The sequence below is a fragment of the Bacillus sp. B1(2022) genome, from assembly GCF_040259625.1.
Lineage (GTDB): Bacteria > Bacillota > Bacilli > Bacillales > Bacillaceae > Bacillus > Bacillus velezensis.
In genome coordinates, this window is sequence record NZ_JANIFO010000010.1 from 137,635 (window position 1) to 153,062 (window position 15,428).

14 protein-coding genes are annotated in these 15,428 nt (G+C 49.3%); 2 read left to right on the forward strand and 12 right to left on the reverse strand.

Annotated elements, in window-relative coordinates:
• Positions 1–142: 142 nt before the first annotated feature.
• The 12 genes from yxdK to iolA all read right to left on the reverse strand — a co-directional run bounded on the left by yxdK (position 143) and on the right by iolA (position 13,192).
• A complete protein-coding gene (gene yxdK, locus NQS30_RS16960; protein WP_015418563.1) occupies positions 143–1,120 on the reverse strand; it encodes a two-component system sensor histidine kinase YxdK in 978 nt (325 codons plus the stop codon).
• Positions 1,117–1,806, reverse strand: coding sequence for a two-component system response regulator YxdJ (gene yxdJ, locus NQS30_RS16965; RefSeq protein ID WP_004393241.1), 690 nt, complete (start codon positions 1,804–1,806; stop codon positions 1,117–1,119). Before yxdJ ends, yxdK begins: the two co-directional genes overlap by 4 nt.
• Before the next feature lie 107 nt (positions 1,807–1,913).
• Positions 1,914–2,786, reverse strand: a complete 873-nt coding sequence (gene fba, locus NQS30_RS16970; protein ID WP_032867912.1) for a class II fructose-1,6-bisphosphate aldolase — start codon at positions 2,784–2,786, stop codon at positions 1,914–1,916.
• Positions 2,787–2,788: 2 nt separating this feature from the next.
• Positions 2,789–3,631 (reverse strand): 2-keto-myo-inositol isomerase, encoded by an 843-nt coding sequence (iolI, locus tag NQS30_RS16975; protein WP_007407832.1) that lies wholly within the window; start codon positions 3,629–3,631, stop codon positions 2,789–2,791.
• 88 nt (positions 3,632–3,719) lie between these two features.
• Positions 3,720–4,589: a sugar phosphate isomerase/epimerase family protein gene (locus NQS30_RS16980; RefSeq protein ID WP_032867913.1), complete on the reverse strand. Its 870-nt coding sequence runs from the start codon at positions 4,587–4,589 to the stop codon at positions 3,720–3,722.
• Between the two features lie 19 nt (positions 4,590–4,608).
• Positions 4,609–5,643 carry a bifunctional inositol 2-dehydrogenase/D-chiro-inositol 1-dehydrogenase gene (gene iolG, locus NQS30_RS16985; protein WP_015418570.1) on the reverse strand — a complete coding sequence of 345 codons (1,035 nt, stop codon included), beginning with the start codon at positions 5,641–5,643 and terminating at the stop codon, positions 4,609–4,611.
• 22 nt (positions 5,644–5,665) lie between these two features.
• Positions 5,666–6,961, reverse strand: a complete 1,296-nt coding sequence (locus NQS30_RS16990; protein ID WP_072589745.1) for an MFS transporter — start codon at positions 6,959–6,961, stop codon at positions 5,666–5,668.
• 12 nt (positions 6,962–6,973) lie between these two features.
• The gene (gene iolE, locus NQS30_RS16995; RefSeq protein WP_218791426.1) at positions 6,974–7,870 is read right to left on the reverse strand and encodes a myo-inosose-2 dehydratase; all 897 of its coding nucleotides are present in this window, start codon (positions 7,868–7,870) and stop codon (positions 6,974–6,976) included.
• 15 nt (positions 7,871–7,885) lie between these two features.
• Positions 7,886–9,799, reverse strand: a complete 1,914-nt coding sequence (gene iolD, locus NQS30_RS17000; protein WP_218791427.1) for a 3D-(3,5/4)-trihydroxycyclohexane-1,2-dione acylhydrolase (decyclizing) — start codon at positions 9,797–9,799, stop codon at positions 7,886–7,888.
• 24 nt (positions 9,800–9,823) lie between these two features.
• Positions 9,824–10,816 (reverse strand): 5-dehydro-2-deoxygluconokinase, encoded by a 993-nt coding sequence (gene iolC / locus NQS30_RS17005; protein ID WP_007407838.1) that lies wholly within the window; start codon positions 10,814–10,816, stop codon positions 9,824–9,826.
• Positions 10,817–10,839: 23 nt separating this feature from the next.
• On the reverse strand, positions 10,840–11,655 hold the full coding sequence (gene iolB, locus NQS30_RS17010; protein WP_032867923.1) for a 5-deoxy-glucuronate isomerase: 816 nt from the start codon (positions 11,653–11,655) through the stop codon (positions 10,840–10,842).
• Positions 11,656–11,728: 73 nt separating this feature from the next.
• Positions 11,729–13,192 (reverse strand): methylmalonate-semialdehyde dehydrogenase, encoded by a 1,464-nt coding sequence (gene iolA, locus NQS30_RS17015; RefSeq protein WP_014419295.1) that lies wholly within the window; start codon positions 13,190–13,192, stop codon positions 11,729–11,731.
• Positions 13,193–13,636: 444 nt separating this feature from the next.
• Here iolA and NQS30_RS17020 point away from each other — a divergent pair, with 444 nt between their 5' ends.
• Both NQS30_RS17020 and NQS30_RS17025 read left to right on the forward strand, forming a co-directional pair.
• A complete protein-coding gene (locus NQS30_RS17020) occupies positions 13,637–14,392 on the forward strand; it encodes a DeoR/GlpR family DNA-binding transcription regulator (protein WP_007614879.1) in 756 nt (251 codons plus the stop codon).
• Between the two features lie 77 nt (positions 14,393–14,469).
• On the forward strand, positions 14,470–15,402 hold the full coding sequence (locus NQS30_RS17025; RefSeq protein WP_007407843.1) for an aldo/keto reductase: 933 nt from the start codon (positions 14,470–14,472) through the stop codon (positions 15,400–15,402).
• The last annotated feature ends 26 nt before the right edge of the window (positions 15,403–15,428 follow it).

A 15,428-nucleotide genomic window follows, 5' to 3' on the forward strand; every position in this document is an offset into this window, starting at 1 on the left:
AAAATCCTCCTTATGGTTTTATTCTTGTTGGTCTGGGCTGCTTTCATGTAGTGCCGGGGCATTTAACATAAAAATCCCCTTGACATAAATCCATGTTATCAAGGGGAAACAGAACGAGCTATGTTGTTTTCTTAACGCAGCCTTACATTTTTGTAAGAAATGAAAATCGGACCGATGTCCCTTCACCGGGGGACGAGCTGATGTCCACCGTATGATTGAGCTTGCCCGTAATTTCTTTGACGAGATGAAGGCCGATTCCCGTAGATTCTTGGAAACGCCGTCCGTTTTCGCCGGTGTAATAAGGGTCAAACACCCGCTTGATATCTTGCGAGGGTATGCCGACACCGTAATCTTTGACTTCAAGCACCGTCCTGTCTTCATCGCGGAAGACATTCAGCTCCAGTCTGTCACTCTTGCCTGCCGAATACTTGACCGCATTTGTGACCACTTGGCCGATCGCAAATTTGAGCCATTTGGCATCGGTGTAAATCTGATGATCATCGCGAATGTCCATTTTCGGATAAACGCGATATTGAATAAAAAATCGTTTATAGCTTTGAATGACCGATTGGAGAAGCTCTGATAAGGAAACCGCTTCAACTTTAAAATCCCGCTCAAACAGGTCGAGCCTTGAAGAATAAAGAAGCGTCTCCAGCCCGAATTCAATCTGCCGGACCTCTTTTTTGATTTGTTCAAAGACGGGCTCATCCTCTTCCTGAATGATTAAATTAATGACCGACAGCGGCGTTTTTACTTGGTGCACCCATTGGTTCATATACGTCACCCGCGCGTCAAGCTTGGCTTCGGTCTCATGGAGCTTCTGGTGCTGCATCCGGGTCAGCTCCATCTGCTTTTCATACAGCTCTGAACAAAACACTGAAGAACCGAGATACGGGATGTCCGTCCCTTCCTGCTCCGAGCTGAGCCAATGATACACACCGCGGTCTTTGTACCAGCGATAGGCAAGATATCCCGCCAAAATAAGAAGCTGCACGCCCAATATGTAAAACAGGTGGGAAAAAGAATGAAGACCCGCAAACCAGTAATAAAAGAAGACAAACAGCCCTTGAAGGAGAAAAAGCAGAATCAGCACGGCATGAGACCGGAGAAACAGCTTCATGACAGCGCCCTCAGCTGGTAGCCTTCGCCCCGCACCGATTCAATGGAAACAGGCGCATTGAGCTCCCGCAGTTTTTTTCTGAGCCGCGTGATATACACGTTAAGCGTATTATCATCGACGAAAATATCGGTGTCCCACGTTTTTTCCATGAGCCGGTCTCTTCCCGTCACCTTTTCTCCCCGCTCCAGCAGCACTTCCAAAAGCTTGCTTTCTTTTTTAGAAAGCTCGCTTTTTTCGTCCTGAAAGCGCAGTTCAAACCGTTCCACAAAGAGCTGCACACCGGCATATTCAACCACTTTCTCTCCCTGCTTGGCGGCGTACTCTCCGTATGCCCTGCGGATCTGGCTTTTGATTTTCGCCAGCACAATATCATAAGAAAACGGTTTTTCGATATAATCATCTCCGCCGTTTTCAATCGCCATTACCTGATCCATTTCCCCGCTTCTGGCTGAGATGAAAATGATCGGGCTTGTAGAATGCTGGCGGATCTGGCGGCACCAATAATAGCCGTCATAAGACGGCAGATTGATATCAAGCAGCACCACATCAGGCTTTTCCCGCAAAAAAACATCAAGAACAGCCGTGAAATCCGCAGCGGCCACGGTTTGATATCCGTATTTTTCAAGGTAATTCTGCAATAGTCCGCGAATGTCTTCACTGTCTTCCACAATCATGATTTTATTCAAACTGAACCACTCCCGTTTCTTACACTGCTGCCATCATCATAATCGTTTCGGGCGTACGGGCGCAACACCGCACAAAAAAACCGCCATCTTGGCGGTTTCCGTTCTCATCAGCCGACCTGCTGTTTTACGGCTTTACCGGCTGATCCGAACTCTCTCATTTTGCTTCGCACTGTCTCTTCCACGGCTTCAATGCCGGGTGTCATGTAGCCGCGCGGTTCGTACAGATCACCGTTTTTCTGAAACATGCGGCGTGTTTCGTCTGTCCAGGCGACCATACATTCCGTGTTGATATTGATTTTCGCGTGGCCGAGCGTGATGGCTCTTTTGATCTGATCCTGCGGAATCCCGGATGCTCCGTGAAGAACGAGAGGAATATCAGTCATGCGGGAGATAGCCTCCATTTCTTTAAATCCGAGATTCGGTTCACCTTGATATTTGCCGTGGACGGAGCCGAGGGCGGCGGCCAGCGCGTCGATATTGGTTTCTTTGACGATCCGCTCACATTCGGCGACATCGGCATAGCGGACCCCGCCGACCAGCCCGTCTTCCATGCCGCCGACCGTGCCGACTTCTGCTTCTACTGAGACGCCGTGCTGAGCGGCATAATCGGCGACTTCTTTTGTCATCGCGATGTTCTCATCAATCGGATGATGGGAGCCGTCAATCATCACTGAGCTGAATCCGGCGTCAATGGCCTGTCTGCAGCGTTCCGCACTGCTCCCGTGATCAAGATGGAGCACGACGGGAACGGTAATCGCCATTTCTTCCATTAACGCGCCGACCATGGCGGAAATCGTTTTAAATCCGCCTAAATAGTCGACCAGACGATCGGAAGCCGCGGCGATGACCGGCGATTGCTCCTTTTGCGCCGCCTGCAGAATCGCCTTCGTCCATTGGAGGCCGTTGATATTAAATTGGCCGACTGCATAATGCTCCCGTTTCGCTTCTGCAAGAAGATGTTTCATGGTGACAAAAGCCATGTTCACGCCTCCTTCATGAAGTATTTTGATACGACGGCTTCCGTTGTTTCCTTTGCCGTTTTGATCGTTTCCTCCGCAGTCAGCTTATAATATTCAGGTCTGAACAGCTCTACGGAGACAACATCATTGAATCCGATTTCTTTTAACGCTGACAGATGGGCGTCTAAGTCAATCGCACCCTGCCCAGGCCAGACGCGGTCTTCATCCGTTAAAAAGCCGATCGGAAAGTCTTCTGTATCGTCGATATGATAGATGAAAATTTTCTTTCCGTCCGCCTGCTTCAAACTCTCAATATTGGAGCCCATCGCGTGGAAATGGAAGCTGTCAAACACCAGTCCGACATTATCGCGGCCGACAGCGTTCACGATGTCATACGCCTGTTCAAATGTATTGACCGTGCATTGCGGGTGGCCGACAAATTCAAGGGCAATGTTTACGCCGTACGGCTCCGCGATGTCCGAAAGCTCAGTCAGCACCTCTATGCTGCTCTTTTTGATCTCTTCTTTCAAGATTTTCCGCTCTGTCACAAGCGGCACGGCCACCACATATTTCACGCCGAGCGTCCTGCAGGTTTCCATCATGCTTTTGAATTCCGAAATGATCTCCCTATAGCCCTTCTCATCACGGTTGTTGAAGAAAACCAGTGCGTTCAGGGCAAGCGGTTTAATGTGATGGGTTCGAAAATATTCCGCCAGATCGGCCAGTGAATGGTCTTTTAAGTATTCCGGCAGCTTATCCATTGTGCGGATTTCAATATAATCATAGCCGTGCTTTTCGCACAGTTCTAAATCCTGTTTCAGGTTTGAATTCTCCAGCGTAGTCGCTTCATTAAAGCAAAGTTTCATGTCAGCCTCTCCCATCTAACGTTTTCGATATGAAGGGAGTCCGGCAGGAGGGCTTGTTTGCCCCGCTCCGCCGAACTCCGTACTCAGCTTATGCCATGCCTAATTCTTCCTTTAATTTCTTAAGCGTGGTCCGGCTTGATTCATCCGCTCTTTCGCCGACCCAAGCAAAAACGGCGTTCGTCGCAATTCCGTCGAATTTCATCTCTCTCATCTTTCTGAAAATCGTCTCAAAATCAACCTCGCCTTGCCCGATGTCCAAATGCTGGTGAACCGTTACTTTCGCGTCAGGCGGGTTGACGATGTAGCGCAGGCCATGCGCCGCTTTATGATTAAAAGTATCTGCAAATAAAACATGTGTGAGGCGGTCGCCGGCTTCATCAAACATGGTCGCAATATCGCCTTTTCCGTCATCATAGAAGAACGTATGCGCAGTCGAGTAGACAAGATTGATCCAATCCTTGTCAAGCGCGCGGATCATATCCATCGCCCCTTTGTGCGTTTCGATAAAATCGTATGGATGAGCCTGCAGATTGAGTTTAACGCCTTCTCTTTCAAAGACGGGCAGCAGTTCATCCATGGATTTGATAAATTTTTCTTCACTTGTCAACGGATCATATTTTGAACCGCTGAATTCACTGTTCATCAAATCCACTTCAAGTTCAACCGCAATTTCGATCGCCCGTTTCCAGTTGCGCACGGCGGCCTGACGACGGTCTTCATCAGGACCCGCCCAGTGGTAAAGCGGAAGAAGAGAAGACAGCTTCACACCTGTATCTTTTAAAAGGCGCTTCAATTGTTTGATTTTTGCTGAATCGACTTTCGGATATTTATAGAAAGGACAAAAATCCTCGCGCGGAGACAGTTCGATATATTCGTATCCGAGTTCCGCCGTTTTATAGACCATTTCTTCTAACGTTAAATCATCGCGGTACATGGATGGATCTAAGGCCAGTTTCATTTCTTTCACTCCCGATCTATTATTTGTTCACAGTCGTAAATGATTGGTAGAATGCCGGTTTCTCTTGCAGCGCCACAGGCTCTTTCTGTCCGGATTCCTGAGCTTTTACGCACGCGTCAGTTGTCACCGCGGCAATATAACCGTCCCATGCCGTCGGACCGCTGACTTCGCCTTTATTCCGGATCGAATCAATGAAGTCTTGAATTTCCACATCATACGCAGCCACAAATCGGCGCTGCCAGTCCATCAGGATATCGGTGCTGAATTTCCCTTCTTTTCTCAAGCTGATGCTTGACGGTTCCGGAAGCTTGATAATGCCGTCTTCCCCGACGATTTCACATTGAATGTCGTAGCCGTATTTACAGTTCACGTAGATTTCGGCATTGATGACGATGCCGCCTTTTGTTTCGATGATGACCATCTGCGGATCTTTCAGATGCGGCAGCGCATTTTTTGATTTCTTCGGATAGATCACCTGTACGGATTCATAGTCGTCATTGACGAGCCAGTGGAGGACATCAATTTCATGAACGAGCGTATCGACGACTGCCATGTCCGTTGAATAATTCGATGCGACTGTCGGGTTGCGGTGCGCACAGTGAATCATCAGCGGCTCGCCGACCACGCGGTTGTCAATCGCTTCTTTCAGCTGAACGTAACCGCTGTCATACCTGCGCATGAAACCTACCTGCACCAATCGTTTTCCCGTCTTCATTTCTTCCTCGACAATGCGCATACAGCCTTCTGCCGTTGTCGCAAGCGGCTTTTCACAAAACACGTGCTTGCCGTGCTGAATCGCTTTCAAAACGCTGGACTCGTGAGCCGGGCCCCAGCTTGTCACTAAGACGGCATCCACATTTTCAGCAGCGAGGAGGCTGTCGTCATCAGGATAAACGGAGGCGTTCAAATTGAAATCCTGAACGGTCTGCTGCGCGGCCTCCTGATTCACATCTGTGACAGCGGTAATTTCCGCTCCGGACAGCTTATTTGTGATGCGGTTGATGTGCTCTTTTCCGATAGCACCGGTTCCGATAACACCTATACGTAAATTCATTGATCGCCACTCCTTCTGATAATCAAATAATGGTTCTCGTCTTTCTTTTCTCGCTGCCGTCCTGAGGAGCGCCGTACAGTTCCTCCTGTATCTGTTCAAGCGACTTGCCGGACGTATTCGGTGCGAAAACAAGCCCGATGATCATACTGGCCGTCACACATATGAGCAGAATACCGGCCATAAAACCGATGCCGAATTGTGACATGATGACCGGCACAAATAAACTCCAAATTCCGATTGAAATACGGACGAGAAAGAACATGAGCCCTTGTGCTGACGCTCTGTGTTCTGTCGGGAACAGCTCGCTTGCCCACAGCTGGTAGTTCGCCTGCTGGCCGGCTCCGTTATTGATGCCGATCGCTAAAACAAACAAAAGCAGCATCGGGAGCCCCTGAAACGGCAGTAAAAACAGCGACCAGCCGACAACGGCCATACTTGCGCAGATTCCGAACACCGTTTTCCGATATTTATCTGCAAAAGGCATGAAGATACAGGCGACGCCGAGCCCGGTGAAGATAAACAGGGCCATCTGCAGAATGTTGGCCGTATTTGCGGATACGCCGCCGACCTGCTGGTAGATGTACGGCATGAAGAATCCCATGACGCCCGCGGCGAGATTCCATACGAGAAACACACCCATTAAAAACAAAATGTTCTTGAAAAATTTCGGCTGAAGCAGGTCAAAATAAGATGTTTTTTTCACGGCGGCAGGCCGATCTTCACTGTTTTTCCAGGCATCCGACTCAGGTAAACGCTTTCTTATCACATATGTGATCAGGGCGATCACCAATAGATGCGCAAAGACAATTTTATTTCCTAAAAGCCCGAGGTCACCGACCAAAACGGATAACAGCAGAACCACAACGGCTCCTGCGGCCCACGCCACCTGCGCCACTCCGCAATGCCTCGCCCGGTTTTTCTCAGGGGCGTTTTCCGCGATAATGGTCCAGGAAGCCGTAATATCCGCGCCTACAGAAATCCCGATAATCATGTATCCGCATAACAGCATGGGAAAGTTGAATCCAAACAAAACCAAACAAATTCCTAAGGCGTAGACGAGCATACTGTTTGTGTATACAGCTTTTCGGCCGACCTTATCAGCCAAATACCCGCCGAGCAGCGCTCCGATGGCCGCTGATATCGCATTTGCGCTGAAGGCGCCGAGCAATCCGATCTGGCTGTCGGACAGCTTCAAGTAGCTGACCCACATAGATAAACCCGCTGATCCTGCCACGATGGAACCTGCATCAATGTAATTTGCTAATGCTGCGGCGATGGTCCTTTTGCTGAAAGCTGATTCCGCCTTGGCACTATTCATATAAGTCCCCCTCTAATTTGCAGGATCACGCAGTTCACTGTCGATGTACTTTCTTGCAATCAGCGCGTACTCAAGCGGATTGGCGACTGCCGGGTCTTGTTCGGCTTCGATGACGATCCAGCCTGAATAATCATGACGGACGAGCGTTCGGTATACTTCGGTAAAATCGATGCATCCGTCGCCGGGAACCGTAAAAATGCCCTGTAAAAACGACTGCCTGAATGACTTGCCTTCCTGTCTGCACCGCTCCATAATGTCAAACCGCGCGTCCTTGAAATGAACGTGTCTGATCCGATCCATATGCTTGTTGAGAATCGTCATATAGTCTCCGTCCGAGATATAGGCATGGCCGGTATCATATAGTAAATGGACATACCGCGGGTCCGTTCCATCCATCAGCCGGTCAACTTCTTCCGCCGTCTGGACGCCTGTGCCGAGATGATGATGAAACGTGAGGTCCAGCCCGTATTCGCCAGCGATTTTCCCGAGACGGTTCAAGCCTTGGCACAGCGTATCCCATTCTTCATCTGAGAAGTGCGGTTTTTCCTTAAATACATCAATGTCCAAGCCTTGAACACTGTACGTCTGTTCAGAAACGATGGCGACATCCGCTCCGACTTTCTGCAAATAATCACAGTGTTCTGTAAATTGTTCAGCCGTTTTTTCAATACCGTCTTGTACGATAAAGCTGCTGAACCATTTCCCCGCAATCCGCAAGTTCCGGAGAGCCAGCTCTTTATTGAGGACGGAGGGTTCAGGGAAAAACCCTCCCACTTCCGTACCTTGAAAGCCGGCGACAACAATATCGCTTAACAAATGCTGCAGCGTATTCCCGGCTCCGATTTCCGGCATATCGTCATTGCGCCACCCAATGGGAGCGATGCCCCACAGAATACCTTGTTTGCCCATCGTGATGCCTCCCCTCTAGTACTGCTTTGCAGACTTCAGCTTCGTCTCTTTCGCTTCGTATGCCCGCTGAACGCTTTCCTGCTCCGACACTTCCGCCACGCCGACATGCCACCAGCTGTCATAGCCGTCCGTCATCGTTTTCGGCAGAACCTTCATTTCAATTAAAGTGGATACGTCTTGCGTTTTCGCATCTTCAAGCGCCGCTTTCAGTTCTTCAACCGTATTGGCTCTGTATGTTTTAGCGCCGTAGCCCTCTGCCACCTTCGCGTAATCAACGTTTAAAATCTGATTGTCCTCTGTGCGGAACTCGCAGAAATAACTGCTGCTCCCGTGATCCATCTGCAGGTTGTTAATACAGCCGAATCCCGAGTTGTCAAAAAGCAGGACATTGATTTTTTTGTTATATTGAAGCGCGGTAATCAGCTCTGAGTGCAGCATCAGAAAGCTTCCGTCGCCGACGAGTGAATAGACTTCTTTGTCGGGATGGGCCAGCTTGAGGCCGAGCGTGCCTGATACTTCATACCCCATGCAGGAATAGCCGTACTCGAGGTGGTACGTATTCGGGACATTGGAATGCCACAGCCGCTGCAAATCTCCCGGAAGAGATCCCGCCGAACTGATGACGACGCTATCTTCAGGAATCGTGTCATTGATGGTCAACAGCGCCGTTGTCTGCGGCAGCTCAGTCCCGAGCGCGTCGGCATACTCGTTTAACACATCCTGTGAGAAATGGTTTTTAATTTCCGGTTCGAACGCGTCACGTGTAAAAGTGACCTTGCCGAGCCGGTCCCGTTCAGCCAGCCATTCATCTTTCCAGTCTTTAATCGCCGTGCCGAATGCACTTTTATATCCGTCTAATAAGCCGTGCAGCCTGCCGAGCGTCACTTTCGCATCGGCTACGACCTGAAACGCGTCAAGCTTGTAAGCCTGCATGCGGCTGACGTTGATATTCAAAAATTTTGCTTTGTCAAAATCAAACGCCGTTTTCGAGGATGTCGCAAAGTCCGTGTACCGTGTGCCGACACCGATGATCAGATCAGCCTGGCGGGCGGCTTTGTTTGCGGCGAGTGTGCCCGTGATGCCCATGCCGCCCAGATTGTTGGCGAAATCGGCTTCAACCGTTGACTTGCCGGCCTGCGTTTCGACAAGCGGAATGCCGTATGTTTCAGAAAGCGCGATTAATTCCTCACGCGCGCCGGAGTACTTCGCGCCGCCGCCCACTAAAATGACGGGACGGCTGCTCTCCTTAATTCTTTCCGCGGCGCCTTTCAGTTCACGCTCGCTCGGCTGCATCCGGTCAATGTAATGAACGCGTTTTTCAAAGAAGCTTTCATCAAAATCAAATGCTTCTCCCTCTACATCCTGAGAAATGCAGATGGTCGCCGGGCCCGCTTTTGCCGGATCTGTCATCACTTCAAACGCCCGGATTAAGCTGCTCATCAGCTGCTCGGGGCGGGTGATGCGATCCCAATAGCGGGACACGGGCTTTAACGCATCGTTTGTTGTGACGGCGGCACTGTATTCCTGCTCCACCTGCTGAAGCACCGGGTCAGGCTGCCTCGTCGCAAAGGTATCGGCCGGAAGCAGCAGCACCGGGATATTATTGGCCAGCGCTGTACCCGCGGCAGCCGTCAAGTTAGCGGCACCCGGACCGACCGATGTCGATACCGCGTAAATTTTTCTTCTCAGCATCTGCTTGCTGTATGCCATCGCGGCATGCGCCATGCCTTGTTCGTTTTTGCCTTGATAGACTTTCAGGTGCCCGGCGTCCTGCTCAAGCGCCTGCCCGATCCCCAACACATTTCCGTGGCCGAAAATCGTGAAGATGCCCTCAACGAACGGCTCTTCTTTTCCGTCAACATGAATGTACTGCCGGTTCAAGAATTGAATCAGCGCTTGTGCTGTCGTTAAGCGAATTGTCTTACCCACAAACGATCCCACCTTTTATACGTTCTATTTACCGTTAAGACTGTGCTGCGCTTCAATCAGTTCGATGATTTCACCGGCAGCCGGCATTGCTTCTGAGGAGCTGTGTTTGCTGACGACGATGGAAGCGGAAGCGCTCCCGTATTTTAAAGCCGTTTCAATATCCCGGCCGCTGACAAGTCCGTAGATGAAGGCTGACGCATAGGAATCACCCGCTCCGAAGGTCTTCAGCACCTTTGTTTTATAGGCATGCGCCCGGAAAACTTCTCCCGATCTGCTGTATGCGTATGATCCGTCAACGCCGTGCTTAATGACGACAAGGTCAGCGGAGTGCGCAAACAAATGGCGGACGGTTTCATCGTTATTTCCGCCGCTGCGGTTTTCCATTACGTCAAATTCATCACGCGTACCGATGACGATATCGGATTGTTCCGCCACCAGCGTGTAGTACACGGCTGTTTCTTCTGCCGATTGCCATGTATACGGACGGTAGTCGAGCTCAAACACGACTTTTACGTCATGTTTTTTTGCGATATGCACCGCTTTTAAGACGGCTTCGCGCGACGGGCTTTTCGCAAGCGCCGTGCCTGATACGAGCAGCATTTTCGCGTTTGCGATGTAGCCTTCATTGACTTCGGACGGCTCAAGATACAAATCCGCCACGTCATCCCGGTACATCAGAATGCTGCACTCTTCGGGACTGAGAATTTCGGTAAAAGCGAGCCCGGCTTTGCGCCCTTCTCTGTCAACGGTCATTTGTGACGTATCAACGCCCTTTCCCTGCATATAAGAAACGATGAATCTGCCATGCTGATCGTCCGGGATTTTGCCGATAAAACCGGCTTTTAATCCGAGCTTGGCGCTGCCGATCGCAATATTTGCCGGGGAGCCGCCGACATATTTAGAAAACGTCATCGTTTCTTCCATCGGCCGGTTGTATTCCGCCGCGTTCAAATCAATACACGCGCGTCCGATCGCGACAATATCAAACTCTTTTTCTTCATTAAATGTATATTTCATCGTTATCTGCCACTCCTCACTTGTTAGCGTTCCAGGATCCATTCATGGGCCGGATCATTATGAAACTTCCATTTTCGTGTCGGTCCCGCCATTACATTCAGGTAGTAAGAGGTATACCCGTCCGGAACACCAACCGGGTGATAGCCCGCCGGCACGATGACAACGTTTTCATTTTCTGCGGTCATCGTCTCATCGATCGAGCGGTCGTCCGTGTACACACGCTGGAAGACAAACCCCTGCGGCGGGTACGTTTCATGGTAATAGGTTTCTTCTAAAAAGGATTCAGCCGGCAGATTGTCTTGGTCATGTTTATGAGGCGGATAGCTCGACCAGTTGCCGCTGTCCGTGTAAACTTCAACAACGAGAAGGCTGTTTGCCGATGGATCTGAATCGGGGAGAATATTATGAACGGTTCGTTTGTTTGCCAGCTTGCCGCGATGTTCCACACCGTTGTCTTCCGCTTTAATCAGCTTTGTCGGAAGCTGGTGTTCGGACGGAGAATAGCACAGCGCGACCCTCGCCCCGCTGACCGCTGTGATTTCAAAAGAGCGGTCATTGGACACATAAACGCTGTCCGTCGGTTTTCTTTCAAATACGCTTTCACGGGTGCCGATGCTTTCAAATGTCTGATCATAATCAGTGACGGTGATTTTTCCCGTTACCGCAACGATGCAGCACTCCGTCTTTTTCAAATCTTCTGTATATGCGGAACCGGGAGTGAGGTCAACGACTTTAAATCCGACGTATTTGAGGTCTGAATTGGCTGAAGTGACGTCATGTATGATGTTCACGCCTTGAGAAATCTCATCGGCCTGCGGTTTGCGCAGCAAATGACTCATGTTTATTCCTCCTTAATGGATGGTAAAAGAAAACCCGGACGGAATCACAAAGCCGTCCGGGCCGGCTGTCAGATCAATTGAAGTCAGGAGACGGGTATCGTGCCGTCACGACTTTTTTACGTGTATAGAAGTCGACGCTGTCCTTTCCGTTTGCGTGCAATGTGCCGAAGAAAGAAGACTTCCAGCCAGAGAACGGGAAGAATGCCATCGGCGCCGGCACGCCAAGGTTGATGCCGAGCATTCCCGCGTCAATATTCTCACGGAAGTAGCGGATCGCATTCGCATTTGAAGTGAACAGACACGCGCCGTTCGCAAATTCAGACTGGTTGGCGATGTCCACCGCTTCTTTTAAGTTTTTCACGCGGATGACCGACAGAACGGGCGCAAAGATTTCATCTTTCCAGATCGTCATATCCGTCGTCACGTTGTCAAAAATCGTCGGTCCGACGAAATAGCCGTCTTCCGTTGCGTTTTCACGCCCGTCACAAAGAAGTCTCGCTCCTTCTTCGATGCCTTTTTCAATATAGCTGTGCGTGCGTTTTTTGTTGTCCTCGCGGATGACCGGGCCTAAGAACACGCCGTCATCCAGTCCGTTTCCGATCTTGATGTCCGCTGCTTTTTCCTGTAATTTCGCCATAAACTCATCGGCGATTCCCTCTTCAACCGTCACAACCGCGCATGCCATGCAGCGCTCTCCTGCCGAACCGAATGCCGCGCCGATAATGTTTGTCACCGTATCTTCAAGGTGGGCGTCATTCAGCACGATCGTGTGGTTTTTCGCGCCCGTTAACGCTTGCACGCGTTTCAAATGTTCGCTGCCTTTTTTGAAAACATACTCGCCGACAGGTTTTGAACCGACGAATGAGATGGCTTTAATATCCGGATGTTCAAGAACGCCGTTTACGACGTCATGCGCGCCGTGCACGACATTGAAGACGCCCTTCGGCAGACCGGCCTGTTCAAACAGCTCTGCCAGTTTTTCCGTTAACAGCGGCGTGCGCTCAGACGGCTTCAGAATGAACGTATTTCCTAACGAAATTGCCATCGGGAACATCCAGCACGGGACCATCATCGGGAAGTTGAACGGTGCGATACCGCCGACCACCCCGATCGGATAGCGGTAATTCGCCGCCTCTACATCCGTCGCAATAGAGGCAAGTGAATCGCCCATCATGAGTGACGGCGCGCCCGCTGCGAATTCGACGTTTTCAATTCCGCGTCCCACTTCACCGAGTGCCTCCGTCGTGTTTTTACCGTTTTCCAAAGTAATCAGACGGGCAAGCTCTTCTTTGTTCTGCTGGAGAAGCTGCTGATAGTTAAATAGAATTCTCGCACGGCGCGGCACTGCCGTCTTTGACCATGTTTGAAATGCCTCTGACGCTGAGCGGACGGCGTATTCCACATCCTCCCGCGTAGAAATCGGAACCTGGCACATCACTTCTTTTGTAGCCGGATTGACAACGTCTTCATATTGATCTGTCTTACTTTCAACCCATTCACCATTGATGTAGTTTTTCAGTTTTCTGATCTCTGCCATTCTCATTGCCTCCTTAAATAGTAAACATCCTGTTCAGCTGGATAATAACGGATGAATATATTTATCTTTTACATATAAAAGACATGAATTAAACGCTTACAAATGCTAAAATGATGGTGACTCCCAATCTTTCCATGTAAAAGTTGGTCATGTACCGGAAAAAGCAAACGGTTACATCTTTCAATTTTGATTTTACAGGTTATGTTTTGGTCATTTCTTGGTTACATTGTAAGCCCAACACATCTTCAAGTCAATCTAAAAAATCAAAATTTTTTCATTATTTTTATCATACTTTTTTTGATCGGGAAAACAGGAACTTGGAGAACCGTGTCGAATCGGAGGGGGTGATCCCTCTTTTTTATCATTTGTTAAGTAACTATTGATTAACTTCTGGTGTTTATTATATATTTTAATTACTTTAAGAATTCTAGAAGGAGTTTTTTTATGAAACTGATGCGGATTCAGGAGATGGAAGAATACATTCTCAAACACGGAGCCACTTCGCTGGATGAGCTGTGCGAGGTATTCAACGTCTCTAAAAACACGGTCAGACGCGATATTAATAAGCTTGCGGAAAAAGGGGTTATCAAAAAGGTATACGGCGGCGTGACGTCAGCCGAAAAATCTGTGCTCGTCCCTTTTGAAAACCGCACCATTCAACATCAGGATGAAAAAATCAAAATCGCCCGCTATGCGTCACGGTTTATCGAGGATCACGATCTTGTATTTATTGATTCCGGCACGACGACCAAATCGATGCTGGAGACGCTTGATCCCGATAAGAATGTAACGGTTTTGACGAACAGCCTTGATATTATTAACGCTGCTTCATCCATGAAAAATATCGACCTGATCATCATCGGCAATAATTACAAGCGGAAGACAAGGTCGTTTGTCGGCATTGATGATCCGAGCACACTCAATAAATACAACATTAACAAGGCGTTCATGTCCGCTACCGGGACAACGATCACCCACGGCCTGACGAATTCCGACTTACTGGAATACGAGGTGAAAAAGAGAATTTCCGAAAAGGCGAACGAAGTGTATCTGCTCGCGGATCATTCCAAATTCGGCAAATCCACGCTTTTGACATACGCGCCTTTTGACCGGCTTCACAGCATTGTCACTTCTCAGCAGCTCGATGAGGAATATACGAAGTATTGCCAAGAGCATCAAATCGACATTCACTTGGCATAGCGTTATAGTTAATAGAGAACGCTGCCGTATTTTTCCGGCAGCCGCTATGATATCCAATTTTTTCAGGGGGCGAAAACATGAGCAAAGTAACAATCGGCAAAACTGACCTAAAGGTATTTCCGATCGGTTTGGGAACAAATGCGGTCGGCGGACACAATCTCTATCCGAATCTGAATGAAGAAACGGGAAAAGAATTGGTCCGGGAAGCGATTAAAAGCGGCGTTACCATGTTAGATACCGCCTATATTTACGGTGTGGGCCGTTCTGAAGAATTAATCGGCGAGGTGCTGAAAGAATGCAACCGCGAAGATGTCTTCATCGCCACAAAAGCCGCTCACAGAAAAGAAGGCGATGACTTTGTTTTCGACAATTCACCGGCCTTTTTGAAACAATCGGTCGAAGACAGCCTGAAACGCCTGCAGACTGATTACATCGATTTATTCTACATCCATTTCCCGGATGAGCACACGCCGAAGGACGAAGCCGTTCAAGCGTTGAATGAGCTGAAAAAAGAAGGAAAAATCCGTTCCATCGGCGTATCCAATTTCTCTTTGGAACAGCTGAAAGAAGCCAATAAAGACGGCTTAGTCGACGTGATTCAAGGAGAATACAACCTGCTGAACCGTGAGGCGGAAAAGACTTTCTTCCCTTATACGACAGAACACGGCATCTCATTCATTCCGTACTTCCCGCTCGTATCCGGACTGCTGGCCGGCAAATACGACGAGAACACCACCTTCCCTGAAGGCGACCTGCGCAATGACCAGGCGCATTTCCAAGGGGAGCAGTTTAAAGAAAACATCAAAAAAGTCAACCAGCTCAAACCGATTGCCGAAAAGCACAATGCCGATACGGCGCATATCGTGCTTGCCTGGTACTTGGCGAGACCTGAAATCGATATCCTGATTCCGGGCGCCAAACGCGCGGATCAATTAAAAGACAACATGAAAGCAGCCTCCATTACGCTATCTGCTGAAGAAATCGCGTTTATCGACAAGCTGTTTTCCTAAGAAAAAAAAACACGCCTTTTAAAAGG

What these genes read in the sequence shown, in the direction of transcription:
- yxdK (WP_015418563.1), bottom strand. Translation starts at nt 1,120, where the DNA reads ATGAAGCTGTTTCTCCGGTCTCATGCCGTGCTGATTCTGCTTTTTCTC.
- fba (WP_032867912.1), bottom strand. Translation starts at nt 2,786, where the DNA reads ATGGCTTTTGTCACCATGAAACATCTTCTTGCAGAAGCGAAACGGGAG.
- iolI (WP_007407832.1), bottom strand. Translation starts at nt 3,631, where the DNA reads ATGAAACTTTGCTTTAATGAAGCGACTACGCTGGAGAATTCAAACCTG.
- NQS30_RS16980 (WP_032867913.1), bottom strand. Translation starts at nt 4,589, where the DNA reads ATGAAACTGGCCTTAGATCCATCCATGTACCGCGATGATTTAACGTTA.
- iolG (WP_015418570.1), bottom strand. Translation starts at nt 5,643, where the DNA reads ATGAATTTACGTATAGGTGTTATCGGAACCGGTGCTATCGGAAAAGAG.
- NQS30_RS16990 (WP_072589745.1), bottom strand. Translation starts at nt 6,961, where the DNA reads ATGAATAGTGCCAAGGCGGAATCAGCTTTCAGCAAAAGGACCATCGCC.
- iolE (WP_218791426.1), bottom strand. Translation starts at nt 7,870, where the DNA reads ATGGGCAAACAAGGTATTCTGTGGGGCATCGCTCCCATTGGGTGGCGC.
- iolC (WP_007407838.1), bottom strand. Translation starts at nt 10,816, where the DNA reads ATGAAATATACATTTAATGAAGAAAAAGAGTTTGATATTGTCGCGATC.
- iolB (WP_032867923.1), bottom strand. Translation starts at nt 11,655, where the DNA reads ATGAGTCATTTGCTGCGCAAACCGCAGGCCGATGAGATTTCTCAAGGC.
- iolA (WP_014419295.1), bottom strand. Translation starts at nt 13,192, where the DNA reads ATGGCAGAGATCAGAAAACTGAAAAACTACATCAATGGTGAATGGGTT.
- NQS30_RS17020 (WP_007614879.1), top strand. Translation starts at nt 13,637, where the DNA reads ATGAAACTGATGCGGATTCAGGAGATGGAAGAATACATTCTCAAACAC.
- NQS30_RS17025 (WP_007407843.1), top strand. Translation starts at nt 14,470, where the DNA reads ATGAGCAAAGTAACAATCGGCAAAACTGACCTAAAGGTATTTCCGATC.